Source organism: Methylobacter sp. BlB1 (assembly GCF_015476545.1).
Taxonomy (GTDB): Bacteria; Pseudomonadota; Gammaproteobacteria; order Methylococcales; family Methylomonadaceae; genus Methylobacter.
On the sequence record NZ_JADMKV010000005.1, the window covers coordinates 82,861 to 99,229 of the forward strand.

Annotated in this window: 14 protein-coding genes and 1 pseudogene; 2 read left to right on the top strand and 13 right to left on the bottom strand. The window is 51.8% G+C overall.

What is annotated here, in order from left to right:
- Positions 1-216: 216 nt before the first annotated feature.
- Positions 217-1,572 (top strand): alkaline phosphatase PhoX, encoded by a 1,356-nt coding sequence (locus IT781_RS03755; RefSeq protein WP_194968795.1) that lies wholly within the window; start codon positions 217-219, stop codon positions 1,570-1,572.
- 149 nt (positions 1,573-1,721) lie between these two features.
- Here the strand turns inward: IT781_RS03755 and IT781_RS03760 are convergent, their stop codons facing one another.
- The 12 genes from IT781_RS03760 to IT781_RS03815 all read right to left on the bottom strand — a co-directional run bounded on the left by IT781_RS03760 (position 1,722) and on the right by IT781_RS03815 (position 15,594).
- A complete protein-coding gene (locus IT781_RS03760; RefSeq protein WP_370526915.1) occupies positions 1,722-2,474 on the bottom strand; it encodes a DUF2272 domain-containing protein in 753 nt (250 codons plus the stop codon).
- Positions 2,471-3,490, bottom strand: a complete 1,020-nt coding sequence (gene rtcA / locus IT781_RS03765) for an RNA 3'-terminal phosphate cyclase (protein WP_194968796.1) — start codon at positions 3,488-3,490, stop codon at positions 2,471-2,473. The genes IT781_RS03760 and rtcA overlap by 4 nt, the downstream gene beginning before the upstream one ends.
- 331 nt (positions 3,491-3,821) lie before the next feature.
- The gene (gene tkt, locus IT781_RS03770; RefSeq protein WP_194968797.1) at positions 3,822-5,921 is read right to left on the bottom strand and encodes a transketolase; all 2,100 of its coding nucleotides are present in this window, start codon (positions 5,919-5,921) and stop codon (positions 3,822-3,824) included.
- Between the two features lie 85 nt (positions 5,922-6,006).
- The gene (locus IT781_RS03775) at positions 6,007-8,340 is read right to left on the bottom strand and encodes a nitric-oxide reductase large subunit (protein WP_228778893.1); all 2,334 of its coding nucleotides are present in this window, start codon (positions 8,338-8,340) and stop codon (positions 6,007-6,009) included.
- 152 nt (positions 8,341-8,492) lie between these two features.
- Positions 8,493-10,127 carry a glucose-6-phosphate isomerase gene (pgi, locus tag IT781_RS03780; RefSeq protein WP_194968798.1) on the bottom strand — a complete coding sequence of 545 codons (1,635 nt, stop codon included), beginning with the start codon at positions 10,125-10,127 and terminating at the stop codon, positions 8,493-8,495.
- Positions 10,124-11,206, bottom strand: coding sequence for a transaldolase (tal, locus tag IT781_RS03785; RefSeq protein ID WP_228778894.1), 1,083 nt, complete (start codon positions 11,204-11,206; stop codon positions 10,124-10,126). Before tal ends, pgi begins: the two co-directional genes overlap by 4 nt.
- 5 nt (positions 11,207-11,211) lie before the next feature.
- Positions 11,212-11,907: an HAD family hydrolase gene (locus IT781_RS03790; protein ID WP_194968799.1), complete on the bottom strand. Its 696-nt coding sequence runs from the start codon at positions 11,905-11,907 to the stop codon at positions 11,212-11,214.
- On the bottom strand, positions 11,904-13,313 hold the full coding sequence (gene zwf, locus IT781_RS03795; protein WP_194968800.1) for a glucose-6-phosphate dehydrogenase: 1,410 nt from the start codon (positions 13,311-13,313) through the stop codon (positions 11,904-11,906). Before zwf ends, IT781_RS03790 begins: the two co-directional genes overlap by 4 nt.
- Positions 13,314-13,472: 159 nt before the next feature.
- Complete coding sequence (locus IT781_RS03800; protein WP_194968801.1) at positions 13,473-13,943, bottom strand: VOC family protein; 471 nt, start codon at positions 13,941-13,943, stop codon at positions 13,473-13,475.
- Positions 13,944-14,092: 149 nt separating this feature from the next.
- Positions 14,093-14,554 (bottom strand): VOC family protein, encoded by a 462-nt coding sequence (locus tag IT781_RS03805; protein ID WP_194968802.1) that lies wholly within the window; start codon positions 14,552-14,554, stop codon positions 14,093-14,095.
- 141 nt (positions 14,555-14,695) lie between these two features.
- A complete protein-coding gene (locus IT781_RS03810; RefSeq protein ID WP_194968803.1) occupies positions 14,696-15,115 on the bottom strand; it encodes a YciI family protein in 420 nt (139 codons plus the stop codon).
- Between the two features lie 113 nt (positions 15,116-15,228).
- Entirely contained in the window at positions 15,229-15,594 is a 366-nt protein-coding gene (locus IT781_RS03815) for a YciI family protein (RefSeq protein WP_194968804.1), read from the bottom strand.
- Positions 15,595-16,016: 422 nt separating this feature from the next.
- On the opposite strand from IT781_RS03815, the gene IT781_RS22175 reads away from it, so the two are divergent.
- Positions 16,017-16,175, top strand: a complete 159-nt coding sequence (locus IT781_RS22175) for a hypothetical protein (protein WP_228778895.1) — start codon at positions 16,017-16,019, stop codon at positions 16,173-16,175.
- 15 nt (positions 16,176-16,190) lie between these two features.
- Here the strand turns inward: IT781_RS22175 and IT781_RS22790 are convergent.
- Positions 16,191-16,286, bottom strand: a pseudogene (locus IT781_RS22790) (glycosyltransferase family 9 protein); the annotation flags it as partial.
- Positions 16,287-16,369: the final 83 nt, after the last annotated feature.

Genomic DNA, 16,369 nt, shown 5'->3' on the forward strand with positions numbered 1-16,369 from the left:
ATCAACGTTTTGTTGGCATTGTTATCGGTATTACCCGGGAAGCTCCTGTTTATCAGGAAGGCAGAAAGAGCTCATTATAATTGATTGAGGCAATAACATAGTCATCAATTCTTCTTAATTTCTTCATATTTTTGTCATTTCCAATACTTATTATTCATGAAGTCCGCTTATAGCATTGCGGCCAATTAAAATTCAGAAAATATACGGAAAATAAGCATGAATAAAATAATTCTAACATCCCTTCCCTTACTTGCGGCGGCAGGCGTTTTTCATCCAGTCATCAATTTCGCCGATGAAGTCAAAGGACCAATGGCCTTCAAACCGATCAAGGGGTCTGCTTATAATGAACTCACCAATGATCCTGCTGTGTTGGATGAATCGACCTGGTTGATTCCAGAAGGATTCAAACAATCCGTTATCTCTGATGAATCCAATTTAAACATTTATATTGATAACGATTGGCCTGACATGAATACGGTCAATGAGACTCAAAAACAAGCTGGGCGCTATTTATACCGTACTCATGAAGTCCGTCCAGGCAATGACCAACGCAATGACGGGAGATTGGGCGGAGCAGTTTCCGTTATCGATTTAAAAACGGGCAAAGCCAAAGAATTGGCAGCTAGAGATTATTGGGAAGCCTTGGACGGTATTGTCTGGACACCGTGGCATACTATTCTGGTTGCTGAGGAAACAAACTCGGGCGGCTATCCTGATCCCGATTATCCGCATGCTTCATCGGGACTGGTTTATGAAATCGAGCTGGACAAGGGTGACCCTACCAAAGCAAAAAAAGTCACAGCCCGCCCATTGCTTGGTTCAATTGCTCATGAAGGGATTGAGACCGATGATGAAGGCAATGTCTATGTGATCGATGAAGACCGTGCACCAGGCGGATCTATTTACAAGTTCGTACCAAACACTTATGGCGATTTGAGCAGCGGCAAGTTATTTGCATTGCGGGTTAAAAATGGCGCCCAAATCGGCGAGGCGGAATGGGCAGAACTTAACCTTGATCCAGCCACATTTGATGCGCAAGCGGCTGCAGAACAAATTGGAGCAACCAGTTACTGTCGTCCTGAAGATTTGGAGCGCATCGGCAAGGTTTTATATGCGGCATTGACCTGCGAACCGCGAACCGGCGGCAAAGATGGCCCCGGCGCTATATTGTCTATCAGCCTGAATGAAGCGCCGATGGTCAACTACTTCGTTGAAGCCGGTGTCAATATTGCTGCAGAAAATTCAGCTTCCGGCGTAACCGGTCTTAAAAGCCCTGATAACTTGGCCAACGGTCCTGACGGAAAATTATGGATCGTGGAAGACAATGTACCCAGCGATATTTGGGTAGCAGAACCCGATAATGACGGCGATAGCCATGCGGATGGCGTGCATTTGTTTGCATCGATGAAAGATAAAGATGCGGAAGGGACCGGTATATATTTCGGCAAAAATCCGCACAAACTGTTCGTGAACGTCCAGCATTCGGGAACGGGCAATGATAAAACGATGGCGATCAGTGAAATCAGGAAAAACGTTGAAAAGAATGAAAGCCACAATGAGGATCGTGATTAATTCATCCAGTTAAATTGATGTCTACATAAATACAAGACGAGCCGCAGCTTATTTAATGTTGCGGCTTTTTATTATTCGCTTTTAGGCGACGCATCAGCGCATGAATCAAACAGAATAATCGAAGCTTCATAGCTGATGCGTCCGCGAACTTAAATATCCCTTTGCTCTATAACAATCTGCCAAGGCCGTTCAGCAATGGGCAATACGTAACCTTGGGCATCCAATTCTACATGAGTCAGGGAAACCGCATCGAGCACATTTCCTCCGATCAGATCCAACTCATTCGCTCGGCGTTCTACCACAATATCGCAATGATAAGGTCCGCGGCGCAATCGCGCGAACGCATTTACTTCACGCATGAATCCCTCCTCCCGAGGCGCACAAAGCAAATCTCCTGGCTTGGGTGAGTAAAATTTTGCGTCCCGGGCAATAAAGCGGGCATTCCTGTCAGCCGACAGCGCATGCTCGATATAATCCCAATGCAGTACAGTGGATGGCAGATCGCTTTCGGGAACACCTGAACTGCGCGCCAACCAGATGATGAAAGCGCCTGACCAGGGGCGCAGTTCACCTTCATAGCCTAATATCGGCAAAGATGAGGCAGTGTACCAGTATAAATACACGCGCGAGAAAAGCGGAGCCTGGGTTTCATGGCTGTTCACTTCTCCATTCGAATAGGTCAGTACCGGCGGTTGATAAGTATAATCGGCCACAGGCTGGCCAAATAGCATCCATTCCTGACGGGCCAGATAAATCATGCGTTCGCGTATGGTAGGTATGGCGAATGCTGGCTTGACGCCCTCTGCCGGCGTGATACGTGGAGGTTGGTCGACGGCTATTAACGTACAACCGATCTGCAAAAGGATCAATCCTAAACTTAAACCGAACAAGGATCTGGTCACACGCTCACCTCGACCCGCGACTGTCTGCCCGGATCAATTTCAACTACATTAATCTCTACATTCATAAATTGCCGAATAACAGCAATATTAGTCCGGCTATGCTCGGATAAAGGACCGGTCACAAACGAACCGCCGGCTCCCAGGCTTAACGGTAAGAGGAGTTGGTCAGCGAGATAACAGCCGACAGGCGCACCTAAGGATTGATAATTTATCAACTCGTCAGCCGCCTTGTCAGCCACTTGTTCAGCGCTGATGCCGCGCTCTCCAATGCTTTCGACAACTTCTGTTATGTCAGAATAACGAACTTGGAGAGAAATAATATTGCCAGGGCCTGGCGATTCAACTGTTTCCAACGTTATGCTTTCTTCAGGCCAGTTCAGCCTTTTCAATAATTGTTTTTTCTCTCTGATCAGCACATGGCCAGGTATTCTGGATGCCATGCATTTTGCCTGACTATTAAGCAGTATTCCCTGATTTTCCAGTATGACTTTTTGAAAGTTTTGAGGAGGATTGATGGTTATTGTCCATTTTCCGCCTCCTGCCGGATAAAAGCCGTAGCGGTCGATCTTGGCATTAAACTTAGCGCCCATTTGTTCCAGAACCGGCAAAAAACTGTGTTGTATAAAATCAAAGCTGGGGGCCATTGGGTTATGCGTTCCTCCTTCCAGAATCAACCGTGAAGGCTTGCCAGTCAATAACAGCGCCGGCAGCACGGTCTGGAAAACCAATGTACTGCTGCCGGCAGTGCCGATAGCAAAATGATAGTCACCAGCCTTAATATTGCCAGGTATAAATTTAATTTCCTGAGAACCGACAAACGCACCATTAACCTGCGCATCGCATATCTCGGCCATGGCCTTAACGCTGGCTAAATGTTGGCGCATCAGCCCCGGTTTTTTTCTGCCTTGCCTGATATTTTTGATGCGCAGCGGTTTTCCCAGACTGGCAGCCAACGATAGTGATGTTCTCAGCATCTGTCCGCCACCCTCCCCACGTGCGCCATCTATATTAATCATGATTGTACCTTTTAAGAATCCTGAAGTGTCTTGGCATTCATTTTTTTAAATATGTCTATGATATAATACCCTTAATTGAAACGTGCCAGCCTGTCATTTTGCCTCTGCCAAGGTAGTTATTAAACCTTTATATCAAAATAAGACTTAATAAATGTTATATTTGACATATGTCTATGATATAAATAATCATAAATATAATCGCCTCCATGAATTGGACGTCCCTCTACGATGATAGATGGTGCATTAACAGCGCCACGCACACATACTGTCTAAACGGCAGATGCCGCACTCGATCAATTTTGCTCTGTAATCAAGTGTTGTTTATATGATGCTAATCTCTTTGGCTACTCGCACTGCTGCTGTGTTTTTTGATTTGCTCCCTAGCGACAGCGGCAATGTTTTCCGGCGTAAAACCGAAATGTTGAGCGACGACTTTCGCTGGTGCAGACAGACCGAAGTCATGCAGACAAAACCTGGCGCCCTCGCAACCGGTATAGCGCTCCCAACCGAAGCTGGATGCGGCTTCGACGGCGACCCGCGCCTTGATCCGTGGAGGCAGCACGCTGTCCCTATAAGCCTGGCTCTGAGCCTCGAACAGATCCCATGACGGCATGCTTATCACTCGCGCCTTGATCCCTTCGGATTTCAGTTGCTCATAAGCCATAACGCAGAGACCGACCTCACTGCCCGTCCCCAGCAACAGTACATCAGGCTGCTGATCCTCGGCATCGGCAAGTACATAGGCGCCGCGGGCCACACCGCTGGCCGGCGCGTATTTCGAACGGTCCAGCGTCGGCACCGCTTGACGCGTCAACACCAGACTGACAGGGCGATCCTTGATTGACATAATGACGCGCCATGTCTCGATCACTTCGTTCGCATCCGCCGGACGTATCAGAATCATGCCCGGCATGGCCCGAAAAGAAGCGAGATGTTCGACAGGCTGATGGGTGGGCCCATCCTCGCCCAGACTGATCGAATCATGCGTCCAGATATAGATCACGGGCAGTTCCATCATGGCGCAAAGCCGCACCGCAGCCCGGCAGTAGTCGGTAAAAATAAAGAAGCTTGCAGCAAAAGGCCGTAGTTTTGATTGGCTCAGCCCGCTGGCGATAGCGCACATGGCGTGCTCGCGCAGGCCAAAGTGTAAATTGCGGCCGCGGTAATCGCCCCCCTGCCCTGGCGCCTGAAACTCGCCGGCCGGTTCTTCGCTTAAATGTGTTTTCGTAGACGGCGCAAGGTCTGCCGCACCGCCCAACAGCCATGGCACTTTTCCGGCTATCGCATTCAGCACTTTACCCGACGATTCGCGGGTAGCCATGCCCTTCGCATCGGCCGGAAATTCAGGTAAATCGCTATCCCAACCGTCCGGCAACTCACGCCGCTGCATCTGATCGACCTGTTCGGCAAGATCCGGAAAATGCTGGCGATAGGCTGCAAACTGCTCATTCCAGCCTGAGCGAGCCGCAGAACCGCGCCGGCCAAACTGATCCCGGAAGTGCGCCGGAACCTCGTCCGGCACGTAAAACTGCACATCCGGGTTCCAGCCGTAAGCCATTTTCGCCAGCCGAACTTCTTCATCGCCCAGCGGTTCGCCATGGGCTTCTTTCGTATCATGCTTGTGCGGCGCGCCATAGCCGATATGACTCCGAACGATAATTAACGTAGGCCCATCATACGTATTAAGGAATTTTTCGTAGCATTGGGTAAGCAGATCAAGGTCATTGGCATCCTCAACATGAGAGACATGCCAACCGTAGCCGGAAAAGCGCTCCGCCACATTTTCCGTGAAAGTCAGACGGGTCGAGCCTTCGATGGTGATATCGTTGTCATCGTAAATCCAGCAGAGATTGGAAAGCTTCAAGTGACCCGCCAAGGACGCAGCCTCGGCGCAAACGCCCTCCATGATGTCGCCATCGCTGCACAGTGCATACACGTTGTAATCAAACAGATCGTAACCGGGACGGTTGTAAGTGGACGCCAGCCAGCGTTCTGCGATCGCCATGCCGACACTGTTCGCAGCCCCTTGCCCGAGCGGCCCCGTGGTCGTCTCCACGCCGGAAGTCCAGCCGTACTCAGGGTGCCCCGTGCAGCGGCTGTTGATCTGGCGGAACGTCTTGAGATCTTCAAGCGTCACTGCCAGCCGGTCAGATTCCTTATAACTGGGGCTGGCCGCCTTGACGCTGCACAGATACAGCAGACTGTAGAGCAACGCCGAGGCATGACCGGCCGAGAGCACGAAACGGTCACGGTTCGGCCAGTTGGGATCTTCCGGATCAAAGCGCAAGAAGCGCTGCCACAGACAGTAAGCGGTCGGAGCCGCGCCCATGGGCGTACCCGGATGGCCGGATTTCGCTTTCTGGACGGCATCGATGGAAAGCGTGCGCAGAGTATTGATGCAAAGCTGGTCAAGTTGAGATGGATCGGTCATAAATTCACTCCACTGATGAAGGACAATGCGTCAGCACGTGCATAAATAAAGCGCTCCCCAAGCAGCTTCTTCCAAGAAATCGCTATTATTTGATCTCAATACCGGCGGCCGGGACCTTCCGTTCCATTAAATAGGCATAAATCGTAGCGATAAAGATGGGAGAGGCGCCGAAAATGATAAACACAAGGTCTCCGGGCAAGCGCAGCCATTCAAAAAGACAGGACTGATGCGTGCCCGTATAAGCAAGCCCCCGCGCATGCCAATAACCGTTTTCCACCACGTCGATCAATTGCAGCACGCCAGCCGGGAACAGGCTAAAAACCACCATCATCAGAAGTCCGATATTGATCCCCCAGAAACCAACCCGAATATATTTCTCCAAGTCCATCCAAAGGGCATCACTGACTGTCTGCCTGATCACAAATACGAGAAGGCCGATGCCAAGATTGCCGAACACGCCCATCAAAGCGGCATGGCCATGGTTCGGCGTCAGCAATGTGCCGGCCTCGTAATAACTGACGATCGGCAGATTGATGAGAAAGCCGAAAATCCCGGCCCCGACAAAATTCCAGACGCCGACGGCAATGAGAAAATAGAAAGTCCATTTATGAGGTACCGCGATCTTCTGTTGGCAGATAACGCAGCGCGAGTGGGTCAGCGTTATGAAATCCCAGGCGTCGAGCGTGAGCAATGTCAATGGCACGACTTCGAGCGCCGAGAACATGGCGCTTAAGGCCATGTTGAGGCTGGTCTGCCCGGTCCAGTACATGTGATGGCCTGTGCCTATGATGCCGCCGGCAAAGTACAAGATGGCGTCCAGGTAAATGATGCGAGTCGCCGTCAATCGCGAGACAACGCCAAAACGGAAAAAAATAGTAGCGACCAGTACCGTGATGAAAAACTCGAAAAAGCCCTCAACCCAAAGATGAATGATCCAGAAACGCCAGGAATCGACAATAGAGAAATGGGTCGAGCTGTCGAAGAACATGGCCGGCAGATAAAAGAACGGAATAGCCAGCGCGGCAAACAAAAACAAACCGGCGATCTCCCGATGTTCGGTATCATGCAGGGCCGGAATCAGCGCGCGCACCAGCAAGCCAAACCAGAAGAGCAGCGCGGCAGCCAGCAAAAATTGCCATGCGCGGCCTAGCTCAAGGTATTCCCAACCCTGGTCGCCTAACCAGAACCAAATCTGCGGCAATTTCTGTAGCATTCCAACCCATTCGCCCAATAAACTGCCGATAACGACTATGAGCAGAGCCCAGAACAAAGCATGAATGCCGGCCGTTTGCCCTCTTGGTTCCTTCCGGCCAAGTTCGCTGCTCAGAAAGAGCGCGCCAGCGACGAACGCGGTGGAAATCCAGAAAATCGCTAACTGCAGATGCCAGGTTCTCAACAAGTTACTGGGGAACCACAAAGAAAGATCAAATCCATAAAAGCTGTTCGGATCGGCGCGATAATGCGCGGTGCCGCCGCCGGCCAGCGTTTGCATTAAAAGCAGCAACGAGACGATAACAAAATACTTGAGCGTGGCACGTTGGGCGGGACTCCCGCCGGTGAGGAGCCGTTGCGGATGCACATGCCCCTCGGTCTTCCATCCGAGAAATTTGAATTTACCGAACGCTAACAGCACCAGCGCTGTTCCGCCGAACAAAAAAATCAGGCTCAAAACGCTCCAGATCACCGCATCAGCCGTTGGCGTGTTTCCCGCCACAGGATCGAATGGAAAATTGTTCGTGTACGAATAAGACTTTCCCGGCCGATTGGCGGCCGAAGCCCAGGCAGTCCAAGCGACAAAAGCGGTTAGCTGCCGAAGCTCATCAGGATTACGGATAGCGCCCACGCCGAGCCCGCCGCTCTGTAGCGGCGAGGAGAAATAGGTGTTCCACGCGTGCGTCTGCTGCCGAAACCAGTCGCCATAGGAAGACCCCATGGTCAGTATGCTGTTGTTAGGATCATACCGATTTTGTTCCAGTTCAGCCCGCACTTCCGCCTCGACAACCGCCCGCTGAGCCGATGTTAATTGATCCGGCGATTGGCCATAGCGCTGCCGGGCAATCAACGCCGCACCGGCAAGCGCCTGGGTATGCAGATACTCTGCCGAATAATCGGGGCCGAGATAAACGCCATGCCCCCAAACAGTGCCATTGTCCATCAGTCCGTACTTAAGAAATACTTGCTGGCCGGCGCGAATGTCATCGTCAGTGAATAAAATCGATCCATCGGCCGCCATCACCTTCTTTGGAATCGGAGGCGCTTCATGATAGACCTTGAGCGTTACCAGCAGAAGAACCGCCAGACCGAAAATCAGAATGATAAGACTCGCGCGCCTCCACCAGGGCGAAAGCGTATCGATGACAGGCACCTCTGATGCTGGCATTGCTTCCCTGAAGGCGAGGTTATCGTCTGTTTCATTCATTCGGTTGCCTTGATGTCGATGCTGATCGGTATTCTACATATCGTCATTCATCTTTATTTATACCTCCGCCGCTCCGGTTTTTTCTGTTCGTTGGCATACTTATAAAATTATCATCGTCGCCTGAAAAAAGGCAGCTAGGCCTAACCAGCATTTCATGCTCTAAATTGGCGGTAGCGGCGGATCAAGGTATTGGTCGAGCTGTCATGATTGAGCTGCGGCTCGCTTGCGCTTTCCAGCTCGGGGATCATGCGCTGCGCCAGCACTTTGCCCAACTCGACGCCCCACTGGTCGAAAGAATTGATATGCCAGATTACTCCCTGCGTGAAGACACTGTGTTCATAAAGTGCGATCAAGGCCCCGAGCGTCTGCGGCGTCAGGCGTTCGGCCAGCAGGGTATTAGTCGGACGGTTGCCCTCGAAGCTGCGGTGCGGCGCCAGCCAGTCGGGAGTGCCTTCGGCCTTGACTTCCTGCTCCGTCTTGCCGAAGGCTAATGCCTCCGTCTGCGCGAACAAGTTCGCCATCAGCAAGTCATGCTGCCCATTGACTGGATTCAATGTCTGGCAGAAACCGATAAAATCACAGGGGATCAGCTGCATTCCCTGATGGAGAAGCTGATAAAACGAGTGCTGTCCGTTGGTGCCCGGCTCGCCCCAGTAGACAGGCGCCGTATGGTAATCGACAGGCAAGCCGTCCAGGGTGATGTGCTTGCCGTTGCTCTCCATCGTCAGTTGCTGAAGGTAAGACGGGAAATACTTGAGATACTGCTCATAAGGCAATACCGCCATTGTCTGCACACCGAAAAAATTGATGTACCAGACTGACAGCAGCCCCATGAGCGCCGGTAAATTGCGCTCGAACGGGGCGGTGCGGAAGTGCTCGTCCATGGCCCGGAAGCCGGCCAGCATCGAGCGGAAGTTCTCGGGCCCGATCGCGATCATGGTCGACAGGCCGATCGCCGAATCCATCGAATAACGGCCGCCGACCCAATCCCAGAAACCGAACTGGTTTGCCTCGCCGATACCGAATTTCGCCACCTCTTCAGGATTCGCCGAGACCGCTACAAAGTGCCTGGAGACGGCCTCCTCGCTGCCGAGCTTGCGCAGGCTCCAGGCCCGGGCGGCATGCGCATTGACCATCGTCTCAAGCGTCGTGAAAGTTTTCGAACAAATGATGAATAAGGTCTCTTCCGGATTGAGATAGCGTGTCGCCTCAACAAAGTCGGTGCCGTCCACGTTGGAAACGAAAAGGAAACGCATATCACGCTGACTGTAATAGTGCAGCGCTTCGTAGGCCATTACCGGCCCAAGGTCGGAACCGCCGAGACCGATATTGATGACATTTTTGATACGTTTGCCCGTATACCCCAGCCATTGCCCGTCACGAACCTGCTGCGAGAAAACACTCATCCGGTCCAGCACCTCATGCACTTCAGGCACAACATCGACGCCATCGGCAAAAATCTTTTCATCTTTAGGTGCCCGCAAGGCCGTGTGCAAAACAGCCCTCCGTTCCGTCACATTAATCTTTTCACCGCTGAACATAGCATCAATTCGATCACGCAACCTGCACTCGTCGGCAAGCTGCACGAGCAGTCGCATCGTCTCGTCAGTGATGCGGTTTTTCGAGTAATCGAGATAAATGCCCCCAGCTTCGGCCGCCAGGCGCTTGCCACGTCCTGAATCATCGGCGAAAAGCTGGCGCAAGTGAATATTGCGCATGGCTTGATAATGCGCCGCCAGCGCTTTCCAGGCCGGACGCTCGGTCAATCGTTGCGAGACTGCATTCATTTCGACCCTCCGGTTGCTTTTGCGTCAATGCTGGCCATCAGATCATTCCAGGACTTCACGAAAGCCTGGGCGCCCTCATGTTGCAGCTTTTCGGCCAAGTCAGCGTAATTCACCCCGGCCTTTACGAACTCGTCCAGCACTTTATCGGCCTCGCCGGTGCCGACCGGCAATTCGGTCCCTACTCGCCCATGGTCGGCAAAGGCAAGCAAAGTCTTCTCGGGCATGGTATTGATCGTATTCGGCGCTACCAGGGCTTCAATGTACAGGGTGTCGGAAGCCTCAGGGTCCTTAGTGCCGGTGCTGGCCCATAACAGGCGTTGAGGCCTCCCGCCGGCCTCGACTATTTCCCGCGAGCGAGGTGAATCCAACACTTCACGGTAGGCCGTATAGGTGCGCTTGGCAATGGCGATGCCAAGGCGATTTCGAAGCTCTGCCGGCACCTTGTCCTTGACTGCCACATCCCAACGGCTCACGAAAATAGATGCCACAGAGTCGACCCTGGGCTCGAGGCCGGCTTCGATCCGCCGTTCAATGCCGCGCATGTATGCCAGGGATGCCGCAATATATTGTTCGCGCGAGAACAGCAGCGTGACGTTTATTGGCACGCCCTTAAAAATGCACTCCTCGATCGCGGGAATGCCTGCCGAGGTTCCCGGTATCTTAATAAAAATATTAGGCCGCTGTGCTCGGTCATGCAGTTGCTCAGCCATTTTAATGCTATTGGCGGTATCGTCCGCCAGCAAAGGCGACAGCTCCAACGATACCCAGCCGTCCGCGCCGCCGGTGGCGTCATGGATCGGGCGAAAAAGATCGGCGGCCTGGGTCAAATCCTCTAGTTCCAGTTCCATGAACAACGCTTCTCCTGACTTGCCTTCGGCCGCTTTACGACGGATAGCGTCATCGTAAAAATCAGCGCTTTTGATAGCCTGATCAAAGATTGTGGGATTAGAGGTAAGCCCCGTCAGCGAAAACTCATTGATGTAGCGCTGTAATGTGCCGCTCGTCAATAATCCTCGTGTAATATTATCAAGCCAGAGGCGCTGGCCGAGATTATGAAGTTGTTGTGTGGCCTTCATCATTCCTCCTATTCAACATATTCAGTATTGGCAGACCTTAGCAAGGCTGGCAAATCCACATGGATCAGGTCGCTAATATGTTCGATTGTCAGATCGGCCGAGGGATAAGCGGCAATATTATTGGGGTCGAGCGCATAATGCCCCTGACGAGGAAAAATCGTCGTCAACCGTTTTCCCCAGATCTTTTTCATGGCTGCCAAAATGCGCAGCTTGTCATCCACCATCACATAATGCCGGGCCGGATAGCGCTGCTCGACCGCTTCCAGCATTTCTTCCTTATGGATGTAAATCAGCACGCGGCTTTCGACTGCATCCCAGAGTCCCGAGCGCTGCACCTTGCGCGGCTGGAAGACCACATCGCCATCCGACAGGATAACGGTCGGCCACCAGCGGCGCAGATGTCTGATCACATCAAGCGCCCCCGGATAGAGGCGATCCGCAAACGGATAGTCCGCCAGATAACTCGACATCAGCAATAGCTGCGGTTCGTTCATGGCGCCAAGCCGATAGCGCTGCAGCGCGCCCAGATAATCGGTATAGCCCAGCTCGGCGCGCAATTCATTGAAGATCACCCAATAACGCTCGCTATTCTCGAAGCCAAACGAATGCTCCAGATGCTGCCTGAGGTCCGCCGTCACGCGGTCGTTTTCAAGCAGCGTATTGTCCACATCCAGCAAAAAAACGACTTTTTCCGGCTTTATCATAGCCTCGGCCCTTGCCGTGTGGGGTTGAGCCAGCCCCCGTCGGCAGCGATAAGCGCATCGGCCTCTTTGGGCCCCCAACTGCCAGGCTGATAAGGGATGGCCCGGTGATGCGCCTCAAGGACCGGATCGACTGCCGCCCATGCGGCCTCTATTGCTTCCTCCCTGGTGAAAAGCGCGCCATCGCCGGCCATGGCGTCAGTCAAAAGCCGCTCATAAGGGGCATCCTTACCCGGCTGATCGTCGAGCAAGTAAAGTTCCTGCTGATCGCCAATAAATTCCTTCCCTGCCCGCTTGACGCGCGCAGCCAGGGCAATGGCGCTGTTGGGAGAAAGCCTGAAACGCACATAATTAGTCCGCCCGTCTGCTGGCCTCGAATCGGCGAACAGCCGCTGCGGCGGCGGCTTGAACTGGACCAGCACCTCGTCTGCCGTTTCAGCCAGACATTTGCCGGAACGCAAATACCAAGGCACGCCTTCCCAACGCCAGGAGTCGATAAAAAGACGGACAGCGCAGAAAGTTTCCACGTCGGAATTCTTATCCACATTCGGCTCATTGCGATAGCCTGTGTACTGGCCGCGCACCAGATTGTCAGCCTGCAGCGGACACATGGCCTGAAAGACCTTGGCCTTTTCGGCATGCACGGCACCAAAGCCTCGATAGGCCGGCGGTTCCATAGCGAGCAATGAGACAACCTGAAACAGATGGTTCTGGATCACGTCGCGCAGGCAGCCGGCGGTTTCATAAAATGCACCGCGTCCCTCCACGCCGAAACGTTCGGCCAAAGTGATCTGAACGCTGGCCACGCAATTGCGGTTCCAGATCGGCTCCAGAAACGAGTTGGCGAAACGAAAATATAGGATATTCATGATCGCTTCCTTGCCCAGGAAGTGATCGATGCGGAAGATCGCATCCTGAGGAAACACCGACTGCGCGATGCGGTTCAGCTCCCGCGCCGAGGTCAGATCATGGCCGAACGGCTTTTCGATAATGACGCGCGCATGCTCGGCCAATCCAGCAGCCCCAAGGCTTCTGATAACGGTTGCAAACAGCGAAGGCGGAATGGCCAAATAATGGGCAGGACGCTTGACGTCACCCAGGGCCTGCTTGAGCGCTTTGAACGTTCCTGCGTCATTATAGTCGCCTGCTACGTACCGAAGCAGGGAAAGCAGATGATCCAGGGCCTGCCGGTCGTCTATCGTGCCGGACTTCTGTATGCTGTCCATCGCCCGCTGGCGAAGCTGCTCCTGGCTCCATTGTGTTGACGCGACACCGATCACCGGCACATTGAGACTACCCTGCTTCGCCATCGCATAAAGCGCCGGAAAAATCATTTTATAGGCCAGATCACCCGTCACGCCAAAAAGGACCAGCGCATCAGATATCTCGCGGCCACCGCTATTGCCCATCTCAATATCCTCCTGTCCTGTTTTGCTTCGCTGCTTTCTGGCGATGATGTTTCTTATTTCAACTTCATAAAATGCACCGGATTGACTAATTTCCTCTGTTCGGTATCCAACATAGTGTTGCATTTTTTCCAGACGAGAAATTGCAACACTGTTTAATCTCTATTGTTCATAGGCGTGCTTCAATTTTTGAATATCAATCTTGTCCATTTGCAGCATGGCTTGCATGACTCTCTGCGATTTTTCTACGCTCTGGTCTTGCAGCATCTCGCCTAAAGCGGAGGGAACGATCTGCCATGAAACACCAAATTTATCTGTAAGCCAGCCGCAATGAAGTTTTTCTCCGCCCTCGGAGAGCTTCTCCCACAACGCATCGACTTCTTCTTGTGCCTCGCAGTTAACGAAAAGAGAAACGGCCGGCGTGAAGGTGAACTGGGGACCGCCGTTTAAGGCTATGAATTCTTGTCCATCAAGTTGAAATGTCACAGACATTACCGAGCCGGCAGGACCCGGCCCCACTTCTCCATAATGAGTAATATTTCCTTTTTTTGAATTTTTAAAAATGGAGGTATAAAAATTCATCGCCTCTTCGGCTTTGGCATCAAACCACAAACATGGGGTAATTTTTTGCATCGTGTTTCCTTCTTTTATCTAAAAAGCTCAGTTTCGTAGCCTCGATTCAATACTGTGAAACTGATGAATTAAACTCAATCCTTGATTTCGTTACATTTCTTCGAGACTACGTTTATCTGAAAAGCCAACCTACAACTTAAAGGCGGCGTTTAGCCGCAAACTTTCAGAGCCGCCTCTTGCAGTTCCTCCAGACTCACATCACGAACATGCGTAGCAATCGCCCAATGATGGCCAAACGGGTCTTCAAGATATCCATAGCGATCACCCCAGAACATATCCTCGACCGGCATTCTAATAGTAGCGCCGGCGTTGACAGCCTGTTCGAAGAGCGCATCAACGTCTTCGACCTGGAGATGAATAGTGACTGGCGAACCTTTAAGTGACTTGGGACCGAATGATCCCCATTCCGGGCATTCATCGGCCAAGAAGATCGCCGAATCACCAATTCGAATGCAGGCATGGATGAGCTTGCCTTGCGGACCCGGCAAACGCATCATTTCAACGGCATTGAACGCCTTCTTGTAAAATTCAATGGCATCGGCCGCGCCGGCGCAAACCAAATGCGGTGTTACCGTATGCATCCAGTCTGGAACAGGTTTTACTTGTGGCATGAGATGTCTCCTTATGGTTTTTGAATTAGGTTTTAAATTTGGAATGGCTTTGTGTGTGGATTCCGCCATAAATTCTGGCTCGACTGATTAACCGAGCGAGAATCAGCGAAATCGACAAGTTGTTCTTACAAAACGAAATTTCTAGATCTTATGCTCAGCATCCAGCTCGCGAAAACGCTCGGTTGCATCTCCAGAAGGAAAATCTTCCAGTTCATACAACTGGCGCACCTCGATCTCCGCATCCTTGCCATCGACAGCCGGATTGGGATAGCGTTTGGTCCATTCGATAGCCTCTTCCCTCGAATTCGCCTGAATCAACGTATATCCGGCGACGAGCTCCTTGGTTTCGGCAAAAGGGCCATTGATCAGGGTTCGCTTCTCGCCGGAATATTTTATGCGCCATCCTTTCGAACTCGGCTGAAGCCCCTCTGCACCAAACAGTATGCCGGCTGTTGCCAGATCCTCATGGAATTTTGCCATGGAAGCCATAAGCGTATCATCTTCGGGCATGACGCCGGCTTCAGTATCTTTGCTGGCCCTGACTATAATCATGAATCTCATTGTTTGTATCTCCTATTCGTTAAAAGCTAGAACCGTGTTTGAGCAATCTTGTCTCCGGCTCTGCTTACTAGTCGAATGGGAAACTGAAAAATCGACACGGCAGGATTAAAAAATTAGCTTGCTTCGGCCTGAGCCATTTCCCGAATCGGTCGAATCGGGCGAACTTCAATACTACCCACACGCACCGGAGGGATTTTTGCGGCCAGACTAATCGCCTCGTTCAAGTCCTTGGCATCGATAAGATAAAACCCGGCCAGCTGCTCCTTGGTCTCGGCAAACGGGCCATCGGTCACGGAAACCTTGCCGTTGCGAACCCGCACAGTCGTGGCGGTATGAACAGGCTGGAGAGCCTCCGAAGCAATGCAGTGCCCGCTCTTGCGGAGCGCCTCATCATAGGCCAGGCATTCGTCATCCTTCGGGCTTTCCGGCAAACTGTGCAATTTTTCTTCGTCACTGTAGACCAGGCATAGATACTTCATGGATCACTCCTTATTCATGGATAAAAGATCGATAACGCCTTATTGGATTAGTGGGAGGCATTTACACAGAAAATTACGGTTATAATTTAATTACCTGTATTATCAATAACATACATATTCATCACCTGCGCATCAATAGTCAATTATTATTGGTTATTGATGGCATAACTTATTGTTTTATTGAATTACCTTATCTTGATTTACACAAACCGTATGTTTCAGCGCAAATGCTCCCGCTAGTTCAGGTAATCAGTTTTTCACTGTTGGTTCAAGAAGCTGTTTGGAAACTTCCGTTTCAAGCCGGGCGTTTCAACATAATAATGCGGATCGTTGTGATGCAAATCCACGTTTCGCCGGTGCGAGTGAGTGATTCAGCCAGCCGAAGGTTCGCTCGACCACTCTCAGCTCACCTAAGCCATTAGGTGTTTCTGAACGAAACAAGCGTCTCCACGGACATGATCCGGCATTATGGCCGGGCGTTTGGCGATGCCTGCTACAATTTTGCTGACAAAATCCAGACAGGCAGCACCTGCCAGCTGATAGATCTGATCAGTGACTGCCTGATCTTTGCCGGAACCTAAAAGCCAGACTTGCCAGCCGTATTCTATTAGCTGGCACGTAACTTCAGCATAATGGCTGAGTTGCCAGCGTTTTGCCTCCTCATGCTCCGCGCCTGGACATAAGGCAGCAATGCGGTAGGGATACGGATAAAAAAGGCGTCAATGCCGACTTTCAGGTATTGTGCAATACTATCGCCTGATTGTAATGGATGAGC

Bases quoted from the DNA above. Each gene is read 5' to 3' on its own strand.
- IT781_RS03805 (WP_194968802.1), bottom strand. From the start codon at position 14,554: ATGCCACAAGTAAAACCTGTTCCAGACTGGATGCATACGGTAACACCG.
- IT781_RS03755 (WP_194968795.1), top strand. From the start codon at position 217: ATGAATAAAATAATTCTAACATCCCTTCCCTTACTTGCGGCGGCAGGC.
- IT781_RS03815 (WP_194968804.1), bottom strand. From the start codon at position 15,594: ATGAAGTATCTATGCCTGGTCTACAGTGACGAAGAAAAATTGCACAGT.
- pgi (WP_194968798.1), bottom strand. From the start codon at position 10,127: ATGAATGCAGTCTCGCAACGATTGACCGAGCGTCCGGCCTGGAAAGCG.
- tal (WP_228778894.1), bottom strand. From the start codon at position 11,206: ATGATGAAGGCCACACAACAACTTCATAATCTCGGCCAGCGCCTCTGG.
- IT781_RS03775 (WP_228778893.1), bottom strand. From the start codon at position 8,340: ATGAATGAAACAGACGATAACCTCGCCTTCAGGGAAGCAATGCCAGCA.
- IT781_RS03800 (WP_194968801.1), bottom strand. From the start codon at position 13,943: ATGCAAAAAATTACCCCATGTTTGTGGTTTGATGCCAAAGCCGAAGAG.
- IT781_RS03810 (WP_194968803.1), bottom strand. From the start codon at position 15,115: ATGAGATTCATGATTATAGTCAGGGCCAGCAAAGATACTGAAGCCGGC.
- rtcA (WP_194968796.1), bottom strand. From the start codon at position 3,490: ATGATTAATATAGATGGCGCACGTGGGGAGGGTGGCGGACAGATGCTG.
- tkt (WP_194968797.1), bottom strand. From the start codon at position 5,921: ATGACCGATCCATCTCAACTTGACCAGCTTTGCATCAATACTCTGCGC.
- IT781_RS03790 (WP_194968799.1), bottom strand. From the start codon at position 11,907: ATGATAAAGCCGGAAAAAGTCGTTTTTTTGCTGGATGTGGACAATACG.
- zwf (WP_194968800.1), bottom strand. From the start codon at position 13,313: ATGGGCAATAGCGGTGGCCGCGAGATATCTGATGCGCTGGTCCTTTTT.